The organism is Hydrogenophaga sp. (assembly GCF_019635465.1).
GTDB lineage: Bacteria > Pseudomonadota > Gammaproteobacteria > Burkholderiales > Burkholderiaceae_C > Hydrogenophaga.
Genome location: NZ_JAHBZK010000002.1, coordinates 160,327 through 175,126 on the forward strand (window position 1 = coordinate 160,327; position 14,800 = coordinate 175,126).

Here is a 14,800-nt window from a genome sequence, read left to right on the forward strand (position 1 = left end):
GTTGGGGTCAGTGGGTCAGTTGGGCATTCGCGGTGTTCAAGGTCTGTTCGTCGAGGGCGCCAGCGAGCGAGGCCAGTTGCAGGCGCAGCATCAGTCGCTGCACGCGTGCCTGCAGCAGGGCCAGCTCGGCGCCGCGGGCGTCGTTCTGGGCGTTCAGCAGGTCCAGCGTGGTGCGGTCACCGGCCTGCAGACCGACCTGCGTGGCGTCCAGCCGCGCGCGGCTGGCGGTGAGTGCGGCATCGAGGGCGTCCAGGCGGGCCTGGGCCACCTGCAGCTGTTGCCAGGTGTCGCGCGTCTGAAGCGTCACCTGCTGGCGCAGCTGTTCCTGCTCGGCGCGGGCCTGCTCGACCAAGGCCAGCCCTTCGCGGTGCTGCGCACTGCGCATGCCGCCGGTGTAGAGCGGCACGTTGAGCACCACACCGATGGCCTGCTGGCGCGTCGTCTGGCTGGCGCGGCCGAAGTCGCCATCGCCTGAGAGCCGCTCGCGGCCCAGGCGGGCCACGGCATCCAGGGTGGGCGAGAAGGCTGCACCGCTGGCGTCGGCCTTGGCCTGCGCCACCGCCACCTGGGTGGCGGCCAGGCGCAGACCCGGGTTGTGCTGCTCGGCGCGGGCCAGCCATTCGTCCAGGCTACCGGTGGTGGTTGCGACGGCGTGGCTGGTTGGCAGCGACAGGCCCGTCTCGCCCATCGCCAGACCGGTGAGGTCGCTCAGTGCCTGGCGGTTGAAAGCCAGTCGCGTCTGTGCGGCCAGCAGTTCGGACTGCAGCGCCGCGGCGCGCGCCGTGGCTTCGTGCACGTCGGTGATGGGCTTGTCGCCGATCTGAAAGCGGTCGCGCGCCTCGGTGGCCGCGCGCTGCACCGACTGCGCCTGCTGTTGCAGCAGGCGCACCTGTTCGGCAGCCACGGCGGCCTCGAAATAGGTTTGCGCGGTGCGCAGCATCAGGTCTTGCTGGGCCTGCGCCCATTGCACCTCGGCCGCCTGCGCCGACAGCGACAGGGCCTGGCCCTGGGCAGTGCGCTCGCGGCTGATCAGCGGCTGGCGCAGCACAAGGTCGACCCGCGTGCCGGTGCCGCCGGTGACGGAGGTGTCAAAGCTCACGCCGGTGGACTGGCCGAAGCCGGGGGCCGCGAACTGCGCCCCGCGGATCGACGACTCGGCACCCGCGTAGGACAGGCCGGCTTCCAGCCCGATGGTGGGACGCCACAGCGCGCGCGACTGCTCATGGCGCGCCAGGCCGGCGTCGCGCGCCGCCTGGGCCGCCGTGGCCTGTGGCGCGTGCTGGCGTGCGCCGGCCCAGGCCTCGGCCAGGTCCAGCGCCCAGGCGGACGGCGCCGACAGCGCAGCCAGCGCGGCCAGCGCCATCGCGCTCAGTGGAAGTCGCTTGCGCATGGGGCTCACCCGCCGGCTCATTCGCCGGCTTTGGCGCCGAGCTTGCGCATGATGATTTCCAGCGGGCACCAGCGGGTCAGCGCGCTTTGCAGCAGGTTGGCGCCGACGAAGGCGGTGAAGGCCAGCCACCAGGTGTTGACGAACAGCGGGCTGCCCGGCACGCCGAGGGCGAGCGAGATGAGGATGAAGCTGCCGGCGAAGAGGCGAACGATTTGCCACGAGTTCATGAGGGTTCTCCTTGAGGTTGGGTTGAGGCAAGCGGGGCTGGCTCGTGGCGGTAGGCCACGAAATACAGCAAGGGGATGACCACCAGCGTGAGCAGCGTGCTCACGAAGATGCCGAAGATCAGCGAGATCGCCAGACCGTTGAAGATCGGGTCGTCGAGGATGAAGAACGCTCCCAGCATGGCCGCCAGGCCGGTGAGCACGATGGGCTGCGCGCGAGTCGCGGCGGAGCGCACCACGGCTTGCTTGAGCGGCATGCCTTCGGCCACCTGCAGCCGGATGAAGTCCACCAGCAGGATGGAGTTGCGCACGATGATGCCGGCCAGCGCGATCATGCCGATCATGCTGGTGGCGGTGAATTGCGCGCCCAGCAAGGCGTGGCCGGGCATCACGCCGACGATGGTCAGCGGGATGGGCGCCATGATGATCAGCGGCGTGAGGTAGGAGCCGAACTGCGCCACCACCAGCAGGTAGATCAGCACCAGACCCACGGCGTAGGCGGCGCCCATGTCGCGGAAGGTCTCGTAGGTGATCTGCCACTCGCCGTCCCACTTGATGGCGTAGTCGCGCCAGGTGTCGGCGGGCTGGCTGATGAAGGTCTCGCCCAGCGAGCCGCCACCGGGCGGCGTGATCTTCGCCAGCGCCGGGCGCATCTGGAACATGCCGTAGAGCGGGCTGTCGAGCGCGCCGGCCATGTCGCCGACGACGAAGTGCACCGGCAGGCCGTCCTTGTGGAACACCGGTTGCTCGCGCAGGCTGTCGGTGATCTGCACCAGCTCGCGGATCGGCACGATCTGGCCGGCCGCACCGCGCACACCCAGTTGCAGCAAGGCATCGAGGCTGCCGTGCAACTCACTCGGCAACTGAAGGGTGGCGGCGGCCGGGTACTTGCTCGCGTCGTGCAGGTAGGTGGTGGCCTCGCCCGCCAGACCAGCGCGCAGCGTGCTCACGATGGCGGCCTGCGGCACGCCCAGCAGCGCGGCCTTGCGGCGGTCGATGTTGAGCAGTTGTCGCGGCGCGTCGGCAATGCCAGAGTCGTCGATGTCGACCACGCCCGGCGTCTGCTCGAACACCTGGCGCACCGCTTGGGCGACGGTGCGGCGGCCGTCGGCGTCGGGGCCATAGACCTCGGCCACGATGGGCGAGAGCACCGGCGGGCCGGGGGGCACTTCGACCACCTTGACGTTGGCGCCGTGGCGTTGGCCGATGGCTTGCAGCGCCGGGCGCACACGGGTGGCGATGGCGTGGCTCTGCTCGCTGCGCTCGTGCTTGTCGACCAGGTTGACCTGCAGGTCGCCGACCTCGCCGCCGGCGCGCAGGTAGTACTGGCGCACCAGGCCGTTGAAGTTGATGGGGGCAGCGGTGCCGGCATAGGCCTGGTAGTCCACCACCTCGGGCTGCTGTGCCACGTAGGCGCCCAGCTCGCGCAACACCGCGGCAGTGCGCTCCACCGGCGTGCCGGCGGGCATGTCCACCACCACCTGGAACTCCGACTTGTTGTCGAAGGGCAGCATCTTGAGCACCACCAGGCCGAACACCGGCAGCGCCAGCGACAGCGCGATCAGGCCGGCCACGCCCAGGCCCAGCAGCTTGCGGTTGCGACCGCCGCGGCGCTCGTCGAGCAGGGGGCGGAAGACCCGGTCGAACAGCGGACCGATGCGCGCGGCCAGGCCTTTGGGGGCGTGGTCGCCGTGGGCACCACCGTCTGCGCCGCCGGTGTGCTTGAGCCACAGGCGCGACAACCAGGGCGTCACGATGAAGGCGATTGCCAGCGACAACAGCATGCCCATGCTGGCGTTGATCGGGATCGGGCTCATGTACGGACCCATCAGGCCCGAGACGAAGGCCATGGGCAGCAGCGCCGCGATCACGGTCAGCGTGGCCAGGATGGTGGGGCCGCCCACTTCGTCGACCGCACCGGGGATCAGCTCAACCAGCGTCTTGTGTGGGTACAGCGCCATGTGGCGGTGGATGTTCTCGACCACCACGATGGCGTCGTCGACCAGGATGCCGATCGAGAAGATCAACGCGAACAGCGACACCCGGTTGAGCGTGAAGCCCCAGGCCCAGGAGGCGAACAGCGTGACGGTGAGCGTGAGGATCACCGCGGTGCCGACGATGGCGGCCTCGCGGCGGCCCAGGGCCAGGAACACCAGCGCCACGACCGAGGCGGTCGCGAACATCAGCTTCTGGATCAGCTTCATCGCCTTGTCGTTGGCGGTGGCGCCATAGTTGCGCGTCTCGGCCACTTGCACGTTGGACGGGATCAGCGTGTTCTTGACCGTGTCCACGCGCTGCATCACGGCGTCGGCCACGGCGATGGCGTTCTCGCCCGGCTTCTTGGTGATGGCCAGCGTGACCGCCGGGTATTCGCCACCGTCTTTGCCGGTCACGCCGTGCCACACATAGCGTTGCGCCGGCAGCGGGCCGTCGACCACGCGGGCCACGTCCTGCAGGAACACCGGGCGGCCCTGGCGAACGCCGACCACCAGCTCACCGACCTCGCGCGCATCGCGCAGGTAGGGGCCGGCTTCCAGCGCCACGGCGCGGTCGCCAGCGAGCAGGTCGCCCACCGGTGCGCCCAGGTTGGCCGACTGCAACGCCTGGCGCAGCTCGGGCACGGTGACGCCGGCACCGGCCATGCGGGCGGGGTCGATCTCGACCCGGATGGCGCGGCCCGGGCCACCGATGGTGGTGATCTCGCGCGTGCCCTTGACGTGCTTGAGGTCGGCCTCCAGCGTGTGGGCCACGCGCTCCAGGTCGAAGGCGCCCAGCGCCGGGTCCTGGCTGAACAGGGTGAGCGTGACGATGGGCACGTCGTCGATGCCCTTGGGCTTGATCAGCGGCTCGCCCACGCCCAGGCCGGCGGGCAGCCAGTCGGCGTTGGCGTTAACGGTGTCGTACAGGCGCACCAGCGCTTCGGTGCGCGGCACGCCCACCTCGAACTGCACGGTGACGATGGCCACGCCGGGGCGCGAGACGCTCATCACGTGCTCCACCCCCGCCATCTGCGACAGCACCTGCTCGGCCGGTGTCGCCACCATCTGCTCCACGTCCTTGACCGATGCCCCGGGGAAGGGGATCAGCACGTTGGCCATGGTCACGTTGATCTGCGGCTCTTCCTCGCGCGGCGTGACGAGCACCGCGAACATGCCCAGCAGCAGGGCCACCAGGGCCAGCAGCGGGGTGATGTGCGCGCTCTGGAAGAAGCGGGCAATGCGTCCGGAAATGCCCATCACCGCACCTTGGCCGCGGCTTGCGGGTCGAGGGCCACGCGCTCACCGGCGCGCAAACCCGAGAGGATTTCCACCTGGTCGCCGCTGACCGGCCCCAGGCGCACCTGGCGCAGCAGTGGACGGGCGTCGCTGCCGATCACGTAGACCGCGGTCAGCTCGGCACGGCGCACCACCGCCGCCAGCGGCACGCTGATGCGCGCGCCGTCGGTGCTGGCGCCGGGCAGCCACACACGGGCAAAGCTGCCTGGTGCGACCGTGGTGCCGGCGGGCAGGTCGAAGCGCACGGTGACGGTGTGGGTGGCGGGGTCGACCGCCGGCAGCACCTGCCAGCGGGTGGGGGTGATGCGCGCGGCGTCCAGTCCGGGCACGTCGATGCGGGCGGCACCGCCGTTGGCGTCCAGGCGGGTGGCCGCGGTCTGCGGCAGTGCGGCCGACACCCGCAGGGCGGCGGGGTCGTGCAAAGTCACCAGCGCGCGGCCCGGCATGGCCATGTCGCCCAGCACCACGGCCACGTCGGACACCACGCCGTCGTACGGCGCCTTGACCACATAGAAGCCCGATTCGGTGCGGGCCGCACCGGCGGCGGCCACCTGCGCGGCCGACTGGGCCTGGGTGGCCTTGTACTGGGCCTCGGCGCGGTCGAGTGCGGCCTGGCTGATGTAGTTCTTCTGGAACAGCTGTTTCTGGCGCTCGTACTCGCGCGTGGCCGCGACCTGGGCGGCGCGCGCGGCCTGCACCTGGGCGGCGGCCGCGCCGGCCTGTTGCTCGGCCGCGCGGGCGTCCAGTCGCAGCAGTACCTGACCGGCCTTGACGCGGTCGCCGGCCTTCACCGTCAGCGCCACCACGGCGCCGGGCACCTGGGCGGCCACCACGGTCTGGCGCACGGCCTCCACGGTGCCGTCAAAGGCGTCGGCCTGTGCCACGCCGCTGGCGGTCACCGGGGCGCTGGCCAGGTCGGCGGCAACCACCGGCCAGGCCGGCACGGCCAACGCCGCCGTCACGGCGGCGGTCAGCAGCGAGCGCTTCGGCATCCATTCCATTTGTCTCTCCTGGGTTCACAAGTTGTGCAATGAAGGCTATTATGTGAGCACATAGTTAAATAGTCAATAAGCAAATGAGCATGCTTTCAAGGAAAAAGCCGATCGGGCATGATCCGGGCTCCTCACTGCGCACATGTCCGTCCATGCAAGGCTTGTCTGCCGAGGCCCTGGAACAGGTGGCCTCTTACTTTCAGGCGCTCTCCGAGCCCACCCGACTGCACATCCTCAACCTGCTGCGCGAGGGTGAGCACAACGTGGGTGAGCTGGCGCAGGCCTGTGGCTACACCTCGGCCAACATCTCGCGCCACCTGGCGGTGCTCATGCAGCACGGCCTGGTCGAGCGCGAGGGCCGCGGCACCGCGGTCTACTACCGTATCGCCGATGAATCGGTGTATGCGCTGTGCGATCTGGTCTGCGGCTCGTTGGCGCGCCAGTTCGATCGCAAGGCCGAAGACCGCAAGGCCTTTGTGCGCAGCGTGCGCGCTGTGCCCCGCCCACGCCAGTAAGGGCTGACCTCTTCCGATCAGGCAAAAAAAATCCCGCAGCAGGCTGCGGGACTCTCACGGTGCCTGCGCTGGAGCAGGCGATGGGCGATCAGATCTTGGCCGAGGTGATGTAGCTGTCGTAGCGCCACTCGGAGAAGCGGCTCCACAGCACCTGGTCGCGCTGGAAGGCGCGCATGTCCTGGTGGATCTTCTTGAACTCGGGCGACTTGGCTTCGTGCGCGGCAAACACCTCTTGCGCGGCCTTGAAGCCGGCATCCATCACCGCCTTCGGGAAGGCCACCAGCTTGGTGCCCGACGCCACCAAACGCTTGAGCGCCATCGGGTTCTGGGCGTCGTACTTGGCGGTCATGTCGCGCGCGGCCACGGCGCCAGCGGCGCGCACGATGGCCTTGTTCTCGGGTGACAGCGCCTCGAAGGCCTTCTTGTTGATGAAGAACTCCAGTTCGGCGCCACCTTCCCACCAACCCGGGTAGTGATAGAACGGCGCGACCTTGTTGAAGCCCAGGCGCTCGTCGTCGAACGGACCGACGAACTCGGTGGCGTCCAGCGTGCCCTTTTCCAGCGCCTGGTAGACCTCACCGGCCGGCATGTTCTGCGCCACCACGCCCAGCTTGGCCATGGACTCGCCGAACAGACCGCCACCCAGGCGCATCTTCAGGCCCTTGAGGTCGGCCACGGACTTGATCTCCTTGCGGTACCAGCCGCCCATCTGGGTGCCGGTGTTGCCAGAGCTCATGGAGAGGATGTTGTACTTGGCGTAGAACGCGTCGAGCAGCTTGCGCCCGTTGCCGTGCTCCATCCAGGCGTCCATGTGGCGCGCGGTCAGGCCGAAGGGCACGGCGCAACCAAAGGCGAACACCGGGTCCTTGCCGGTGAAGTAGTAGGGCGCGGTCTGCGCCATCTCGATGGTGTTGTCCTGGATGCCATCGACCACACCGAAGGCCGGCAGCAACTCGCCTGCGGCGTGCACCGACACCTCGAACTTGCCGCCCGACAGCGCCTTGACGGTCTCTGCAAACTTCTCGGCCGAGCCGAAGATGGTCGGCAGCGACTTGGGAAAACTCGATGCCAGGCGCCAGCGAACAGCGGCCTGGGCTTGCACCGCGGGCGCCACGCCAGCGGTGAACACACCGGCGATGCCAGCGTGCTTGATCAACGAACGACGATCCATGAAAACGGTCTCCGCAACAGACAAAAAAGGCACCGCAGTGCCCACACAACAAAGGGCGCCGCGGCGCCCGGACGACAGGAACAGGAAATAGTAAGTATGCCCTCTATTTGAAGCCCGCCCGGGCAGGAGGGTCGGACCGGGTGTGTGGACGTCTGCGCTGGAGGATCGGGCAAGCAATTCGCAGCATCGGGCTAACGCCCGACCCTGTGAAACAGGAACACTCCGTGCCCACTGGCCGTGCGCGCATGGCTGGATCGTGCATATCCACCTATCTGTTTCCGGGAGACCCCCATGACCCGACTGCAAGTCAATGGCCGCGACCACGCGCTCGACGTGGACCCCGGCACCCCCGTGCTCTGGGCACTGCGCGACACGCTGGGCCTGAGCGGCACCAAGTTCGGCTGCGGCGCGGCGCAGTGCGGCGCCTGCACCGTGCACCTGGACGGCCAGGCCATCCGGTCCTGCGTCACGCCGATCGGCAGCGTCGAAGGCCGCGCCATCACCACCATCGAGGCCGTCACCGATGGCAAGGACCCGATTGGGCGTGCCGTGCGCGACGCCTGGGTCAAACACGATGTGGCGCAATGTGGCTATTGCCAGAGTGGCCAGATCATGAGCGCCACCGCCTTCCTCAAATCCCTGCCCAAAGGCACGCGCCCGAGCGCGGCCGACATCGACGCGGCCATGGCCGGCAACATCTGCCGCTGTGGCACCTACGACCGTATCCGCGCCGCGGTGGCCGACGCCGCGCGCGCCATCGTATGAGCACAGGGGGTACCATGAACCAGCACATCCACGAACTGCCCCGCGCGCTGCAGCACCTGATCGCACGCCACGAAGGGCGCCAACCTGGCGTGGCCGAACTGCCCCGTCGGGGCTTTCTCAAACTGGCGGTGGCCAGCGGCTTTGCGCTCGGCGTCTACCCGGCCGGCGTGCTCGCACAAGACAAGCCGGCCGCCGGCCTCAAGCCCACGCAGCAACCGGCCGCTTTTGTGGCCATTGCGCGCGACGGTACCGTCACCGTGACGGTCAACCGGCTCGAGTTCGGCCAAGGCGTGCAGACCGCGCTGCCGATGATCCTGGCCGAGGAGCTGGACGCCGACTGGGCGCGCGTGAAGTCGCAACTCGGCACCAACGACATGGCCTATGCCGACCCCTTGTGGGGCCTGCACATCACGGGTGGCTCCAACTCCATCAAGAACAGCTTCATGCAGTACCGCGAGCTGGGTGCGCGCACGCGCGCCATGCTGCTGGCCGCTGCGGCCGGGCGCTGGAAGGTTGACGTGGCCTCGTTGCGCACCGAGGCCGGCCAGGTCATCGGTCCCGGTGGCAAGCGCCTGGGCTATGGCGAGCTGGCCGACGCCGCCATGCAAGGCCCGGTGCCCGAAGCGGTGGTGCTCAAGGACCCCAAGACCTTTCGCCTGATCGGCCGCGCCACGACGCGGCTGGATGCGCGCGCCAAGAGCAGCGGCCAGCAGGCCTTCGGCATCGACGTGCGCCAGCCTGGCCAGCTCACCGCCGTGGTGGCGCGCCCGCCGGTGTTCGGCGCCAAGCTGAGCAGCGTTGACGACAGCGCCGCGCGCGCGGTGAAGGGCGTCAAGGCGGTGCTGCGTGTGCCGCTGGACCGTGGCGCCGAAGGCGTGGTGGTGATCGCCGACGGCTACTGGCCGGCCAAGACGGGGCGCGACGCACTCAAGCTGGGCTGGGCCACCGACGCGGTCGACAAGGTCGACAGCGACAAGCTGCTGACCCAGTACCGCGAGATGGCGGCAACGCCGGGTGCCAAACAGTTCGACGCCGACATGGGGCCGCTGGCTGGCGCGTCCAAGCGCATCGACGCCGAGTTCGTGTTCCCCTACCTGGCGCACGCGCCGATGGAGCCGCTCAACTGCACCGTCGGCTTCACCGGCGACGCGGCGACGCTGTGGGTGGGCTCGCAGATGCCGGGCCTGGACGGCATGGCCGCTGCGCGCACGCTGGGCCTCAAGCCCGAGCAGGTGAAGGTGGTGGTGCAGGCCGCGGGTGGCGGCTTCGGTCGCCGCGCTATTGCCACCAGCGACTACGTGGTGGAAGCCTGCACGATCGCCAAGGCGGCACGCGCGGCCGGCCTGCAGGTGCCGATCCGCACCCTGTGGAGCCGCGAGGACGACATCCATGGCGGCTACTACCGCCCGATGCACCTGCACCGCGCCAGCATCGGCTTCGACGACCAGGGCAAGGTGCTGGCCTGGGACCACGTCATCGTGGGTCAGTCCATCCTGTCGGGCACGCCCTTCGAGCCCATGATGGTCAAGAACGGCATCGACGGCACGGCGGTCGAAGGCATGCGCGAGCCCTACCCCTTCCCGATGCGGCTGACGGTACACCACCCCAAGGTGAACGTGCCGGTGCTGTGGTGGCGCAGCGTGGGCTCCACCCACACCGCGTTCGTCATGGAGACGCTGGTCGACCAGATCGCGCGCGCCACCGGGCAGGATCCGGTCGCCTACCGCATGGCGCAGTTCGGCGACAAGCACCCGCGCCACCGCGCGGCGCTGCAACTGGCGGTGGACAAGAGCGGCTACGCGCACAAGAAGCTGCCGGCCGGGCACGCCTATGGCGTGGCGGTGCATGAAAGCTTCGAGTCGGTGGTGGCCTACGTGGTCCAGGCCTCGGTGAAAGACGGCCAGGCCGTGCTGCACCAGGTCACGGCCGGGGTGCACTGCAACCTGGCGGTGAACCCGCGTACGGTCGAGGCGCAGGTGCAGGGTGCGGCCCTCATGGGCCTGGGCATGTGCCTGCCGGGCGCGGCCATCACGCTCAAGGACGGCGTGGTCGAGCAGAGCAACTTTGGCGACTACCGCGTGGCGCGCATCACCGAGATGCCGCAGATCGCGGTGCACATCGTGCCCAGTGCCGATCCGCCCACCGGCATGGGTGAGCCCGGCCTGCCACCGCTGGCACCGGCCTTTGCCAACGCAGTCGCCCAGCTCACCGGCAAGCCGCTGCGCGAGCTGCCGTTCAAGCTGGCGTGATCAGGTCGCGCGCAGGCGCATCGGTCAGGGACACATAGCCCAGGCCGGTGCCGCCGCGCGCGTTCTCGCGATCGCGCAAGGGCGACAGGCCGAACTGGCGGCTGTACTCGCGGCTGAACTGCGAGGGGCTTTGATAGCCCACGCGAAACGCGGCGCTGCCCACGTCGAGTCCGTCCACCAGCATCAGCCGGCGCGCCTCCTGCAGGCGCAGCCGCTTCTGGTATTGCAATGGCGACATGGCCGTCATCAGGTTGAAGTGGTGGTGCAGCGACGAGGTGCTCATGCCGACCTGGCTGGCCAGGGCGTCGATGCGCAGCGGCTGCGCAAAGTTCTGCCGCAACCAGCCCACCGCGCGCGCGATCTTGTTGCCCGGGCTGTTGGCCGCCGCGATGCGCAGCAGCGTCGGCCCGTGCGGCCCGGTCAGCAGCCGGTACAGGATCTCCTGCTCGATCAGCGGTGCCAGCGCCGCAATGTCATGCGGGCGCTCGAGCAAGCGCACCAGACGCAGGATGGCGTCCACCAGTTCGCCCGGTGCCTTGTGCACTGCGACGCCGCGCAGGGGGTCGCCCCGCATCACCTCCGGGGGCAGGCTTACGCGCTCGAGCACCTCCTGCAGCCGCATGCTGTCGATGGCCATGCCCAGGCTGAGCTTGGGGCGCTCGGGCGTGGCCTCGACGATGCACGAGACCACCGGCAGGTCCAGCGTCACGACGAGGCAGTCGCCCGCGCCGTAGTGAAACACTTCATCGCCCAGTGTCAGCCGCTTCGTGCCCTGCGTCACCAGCGCAAAACAGGGCCACTGCGCCATGTGCATGGGCAGCGACGGCGAGCTCTGGCGGGCAAAGAACAGGTGGTCAACGGCGGTCGGCGTCAGGCCGTCCGACTCGGTGGAGCGGGCGATGACGGCGTTGATCTCGCTCAGGGCGTCGTGGGTGTGGGACACGGATTGGGCAAGTGCGGCGGAGGAGCCGGAATGATCGCCCAGCAGGGTGACCCTGTGGCGAATGGGGGGTTTTGCGCGCCATGTTCCGGACCATCCGGCATGCCTGCCGGCGTTTTGGGCAAGCCACTCAGGCCTGGCCGTGCGCGTTCTCGGCCAGCAGCTGTGCCAGCCGCCGGGCGCCCGGCCCGGCGTTGTCGCGGTCGGCGAACACCAGGTAGAGGTCCGCAAAGCGCTCGCCGCCGCGGCGCATCGGCACGGGTTTGAGCTGGCCGCTGCGCAGCTCTTCCTGAATGTGTTCCTCGGGCAGCCAGGCAAACCCGTAGCCCCGACGCACCGCTTCGATCGAGGTGGACAAGTGCCCCACCGTCCAGCGCTGGGGCACCTGCATCGAAGGCTCGCTGCTGCGCTCGGGGCTGCTTTCGCGCACCACCAGGTGCCGATGCTGGCGCAGGTCGCGCGCAGTGATGGGGCGGCCCAGCTGGTGCAGTGGGTGGTCCGGGTGCGCCACCAGCCGGAAACACACCTGCATCAGTCGCTCGCCTTCATAGCCGGACGGGGTGGTGCCGTAGATCGCCAGGTCAATGGCGCGCTGCTCCAGCAGCGACGTGCGGTGCCCCAGCACCGCCTCCACCACTTCGATGCGGGTGTGCGGCGCCTCTTCGCTGAACCGTGCAAGGCAATCGAACAGCCGCTGGTGCGGGTACACCACTTCCACCGCAAGCCGCAGCTCGGCCTCCCAGCCCAGCGACAGGCGCGCGCTCGCCGTCTCGATGGCCAGCGCCTCTTCCACCAGAAAGCGCGCGCGCCGGTACAGCTGCTGTCCGGCAGCCGTGAGCACCGCCTTGCGCCCCTGCAGCTCGAAGGCCTTCACACCAAGCAGCGACTCGATCTGCTGCACCGCATAGGTCACCGAGGACTGGCTGCGGTGCAGTTGCTCGGCCGCGCGGGCGTGGGTGCCCGCCTGAACGACCGCCACCAGGGCGGCCCATTGGTCGAGGGTGACATGGGGTCTGGCCATGGCAGATTATCGATTCGTTCGATGAAAACCAGCAAAAGTTTGCGCTATTCGATCGATTTATCGAATGCTGCAATGCAGGCATTCACCGAAAGGAACCGCCATGCAATCCCTGCTCGTCATCCGCTCCAGCCTGCTGCTTGGCAGCGGCCAGTCCAACCAACTCATCGATCGCTACGTCGCCAACTGGCGCACCGCCAACCCCAATGGCCAGGTGGTCGAACGCGACCTGGCCCGACAACCCATTGCCCACCTGGACATGGCCCGCGTGGCCGCCTTCTCCACACCGGCCGATCAACGCAGCGCCGAGCAACAGGCGCTGGTGGCCGAGTCCGATGCGCTCATTGCCGAACTGAAAGCCGCCGATGACATCGTGATCGGCCTGCCGCTCTACAACTTCGGCGTGCCCTCCACGCTAAAGGCCTGGATCGACCAGGTGGCCCGCGCCGGCGTGAGCTTTCGATACACCGCGCAAGGCCCCGAAGGTTTGATCAAGGGCAAGCGCGTGTACGTGATCACCACGCGCGGCGGCCACTACCGCGACCAGCCGCACGACACCCAGACGCCCTATGTGCGCAACGTGCTGGGCTTTCTCGGCATGACCGACCTGCAGTTCGTGCACGCCGAAGGTCTGGCCCTGGGCGACGACGCGCGCCGTGACAGCCTGCAAGCAGCCGAAGCGCAGATCGACGCCCTGTTCGACGAAGTGGCGGCCTGACCCCGCCTCAGCGGGCGCCCTTGATGGCGGCCGCGAGGAAGCGAATGAATCGCGGGTCGGTGGCATAGGCCACGTGCACCCGGATTGCCGGTTCGTCGGAGCGGCGTTCCGGGTGAAAGACAGCGCCGGGCGCCAGAAAGATCCCGGCCGCCGCGGCCTGGCGCGCCAGGTTTCGCTCGCTCAGGCCGGGGGGCAGCCGCACCCACAGGTAGTAGCCCGCGGGGTCGGCGGCCTGCGCTGGCGCCCCGGCACGGGTCAGTGCCCGCAAGGCCGGCGGATAGGCCTCTGCCAGGCGTGCCTTGAGCCGGTTGATGTGGCGCCGATACTGGCCGGTGGTGATGAACTGGTGGACTACGCGCTCCACGATGTCGGAGGTGGACACCACCGTCACCATCTTGAGATCGCACAACGCACCGACATGGTGGGCCGCGCCCGCGATGTAGCCCACCCGCAGGCTGGCCGACAAGGTCTTGGAGAAGCTGCTCACGTAGATCACCCGATCGAGCTGGTCCAGCGCCGCCAGTCGCGGCGCGGACGCCGGCTGCAGGTCGGCAAACGGGTCGTCTTCGACCACCAGGCAGTCGTGCTCGGCGGCAAGTTGCAGCAGCTTGTGGGCTTTGGGCAGGCTGATGGAGCCACCCGTGGGGTTGTGGGCCAGTGACTGCGTGAAGAACACGCGTGGCCGCAGGCTTTGCATCAGCCGGGCCATGGCGTCAAGGTCGGGCCCGTCTGCCAGGCGCGGCACACCGGCCATCTCGATCTTGGCCAGCTTGAGCTTGCCAAACAGCGGGTAGTAGCCCGGCGAGTCAACCAATACGGTGTCGCCGGCGTCGAGCAGGTGGCGCACGATGAGATCGAGCGCGTGGTTGGCGCCCTGGGTGAGCAACACCTGAGGTGTCTGCACATGGATGGCACGCTCGTTGAGCAGGCGAGCCACCGTCTCGCGCAACGGCAGGTAACCCCAGGGCGATCCATAGCCGTGTTCGCTGGCTTCGCCGCTGCGGGTGAGCCGAAGGTGCCGCGTGAGGTCGGCCCCCTCCATCCACGAAGCCGGCGGGCGTCCATCGCCCACGCGCACTTCGTAGTGCTGCTCCAGTTGTTCGCGCAAGAGCGAGACAACGTCGACGGCCTCGCTGACGTGCGAAGCCGGCGCAGCCGCGCGCGAGCGCGCCACACGCCGCACATAAAAGCCCGAACCGGGCCGCGACTCGGCATAGCCCCGGGCCACCAGTCGGTTGTAGGCCTCGACGACGGTGTTGACGCCCACGCCCTCCTTGGTGGCGGCGTCGCGCACCGAACGCAGGCGGCTGCCGGCGGTCATGCCGCCCTGATCGATGGCCTGCATCAACCGCAGCGTGAGCGACTCGGCCTTGGTGCTGCCTTGCGGATCCATGGGCGTTCCTCGGTTTCCCTGTGGGGACTGTGCCCATTGCGCAATGGGTACAGTTTGTTCATCTGTGTCCAAACTGTACCCATGGGTGGCGGTCACTGTCCATAGACTTTTCGCGAGCGCAGCACTGCGCCTCGTTCAGCTCGCACAAGG

Annotated in this window: 12 protein-coding genes; 4 read left to right on the forward strand and 8 right to left on the reverse strand. The window is 68.8% G+C overall.

Going from position 1 to position 14,800, the window contains the following annotated elements:
- Window positions 1-7: 7 nt before the first annotated feature.
- Genes KF871_RS02405 through KF871_RS02420 form a run of 4 tightly spaced genes read right to left on the reverse strand, consistent with a single transcriptional unit; the run spans window position 8 to window position 5,890 of the window.
- A complete protein-coding gene (locus tag KF871_RS02405) occupies window positions 8-1,390 on the reverse strand; it encodes a TolC family outer membrane protein (RefSeq protein ID WP_291137767.1) in 1,383 nt (460 codons plus the stop codon).
- Between the two features lie 17 nt (window positions 1,391-1,407).
- Window positions 1,408-1,617, reverse strand: coding sequence for a DUF2892 domain-containing protein (locus tag KF871_RS02410; RefSeq protein WP_291137770.1), 210 nt, complete (start codon window positions 1,615-1,617; stop codon window positions 1,408-1,410).
- Window positions 1,614-4,850: an efflux RND transporter permease subunit gene (locus KF871_RS02415; protein WP_291137773.1), complete on the reverse strand. Its 3,237-nt coding sequence runs from the start codon at window positions 4,848-4,850 to the stop codon at window positions 1,614-1,616. Before KF871_RS02415 ends, KF871_RS02410 begins: the two co-directional genes overlap by 4 nt.
- Entirely contained in the window at window positions 4,850-5,890 is a 1,041-nt protein-coding gene (locus tag KF871_RS02420) for an efflux RND transporter periplasmic adaptor subunit (RefSeq protein ID WP_367172003.1), read from the reverse strand. The genes KF871_RS02415 and KF871_RS02420 overlap by 1 nt, the downstream gene beginning before the upstream one ends.
- Window positions 5,891-6,033: 143 nt before the next feature.
- Between KF871_RS02420 and KF871_RS02425 the strand changes: the two genes are divergently transcribed.
- Window positions 6,034-6,396, forward strand: a complete 363-nt coding sequence (locus KF871_RS02425; RefSeq protein ID WP_291137777.1) for a helix-turn-helix transcriptional regulator — start codon at window positions 6,034-6,036, stop codon at window positions 6,394-6,396.
- A gap of 88 nt (window positions 6,397-6,484) precedes the next feature.
- Here KF871_RS02425 and KF871_RS02430 read toward each other — a convergent pair whose 3' ends face one another.
- The gene (locus KF871_RS02430; protein ID WP_291137781.1) at window positions 6,485-7,567 is read right to left on the reverse strand and encodes a TRAP transporter substrate-binding protein; all 1,083 of its coding nucleotides are present in this window, start codon (window positions 7,565-7,567) and stop codon (window positions 6,485-6,487) included.
- A 291-nt stretch (window positions 7,568-7,858) separates the two neighbouring features.
- Here KF871_RS02430 and KF871_RS02435 point away from each other — a divergent pair, with 291 nt between their 5' ends.
- Both KF871_RS02435 and KF871_RS02440 read left to right on the forward strand, forming a co-directional pair.
- On the forward strand, window positions 7,859-8,332 hold the full coding sequence (locus KF871_RS02435) for a (2Fe-2S)-binding protein (RefSeq protein ID WP_291137784.1): 474 nt from the start codon (window positions 7,859-7,861) through the stop codon (window positions 8,330-8,332).
- A 14-nt stretch (window positions 8,333-8,346) separates the two neighbouring features.
- Window positions 8,347-10,581 (forward strand): xanthine dehydrogenase family protein molybdopterin-binding subunit, encoded by a 2,235-nt coding sequence (locus tag KF871_RS02440; protein WP_291137787.1) that lies wholly within the window; start codon window positions 8,347-8,349, stop codon window positions 10,579-10,581.
- Here the strand turns inward: KF871_RS02440 and KF871_RS02445 are convergent.
- Together KF871_RS02445 and KF871_RS02450 are read right to left on the reverse strand one after the other, a co-directional pair.
- Complete coding sequence (locus KF871_RS02445; RefSeq protein ID WP_291137790.1) at window positions 10,568-11,524, reverse strand: AraC family transcriptional regulator; 957 nt, start codon at window positions 11,522-11,524, stop codon at window positions 10,568-10,570. The two genes, KF871_RS02440 and KF871_RS02445, sit on opposite strands and share 14 nt — an antisense overlap.
- Window positions 11,525-11,651: 127 nt before the next feature.
- Complete coding sequence (locus tag KF871_RS02450) at window positions 11,652-12,542, reverse strand: LysR family transcriptional regulator (RefSeq protein ID WP_291137793.1); 891 nt, start codon at window positions 12,540-12,542, stop codon at window positions 11,652-11,654.
- A 100-nt stretch (window positions 12,543-12,642) separates the two neighbouring features.
- On the opposite strand from KF871_RS02450, the gene KF871_RS02455 reads away from it, so the two are divergent.
- Window positions 12,643-13,257 (forward strand): NAD(P)H-dependent oxidoreductase, encoded by a 615-nt coding sequence (locus tag KF871_RS02455; RefSeq protein WP_291137796.1) that lies wholly within the window; start codon window positions 12,643-12,645, stop codon window positions 13,255-13,257.
- Window positions 13,258-13,264: 7 nt separating this feature from the next.
- Here the strand turns inward: KF871_RS02455 and KF871_RS02460 are convergent, their stop codons facing one another.
- Complete coding sequence (locus KF871_RS02460; protein ID WP_291137799.1) at window positions 13,265-14,650, reverse strand: PLP-dependent aminotransferase family protein; 1,386 nt, start codon at window positions 14,648-14,650, stop codon at window positions 13,265-13,267.
- Window positions 14,651-14,800: the final 150 nt, after the last annotated feature.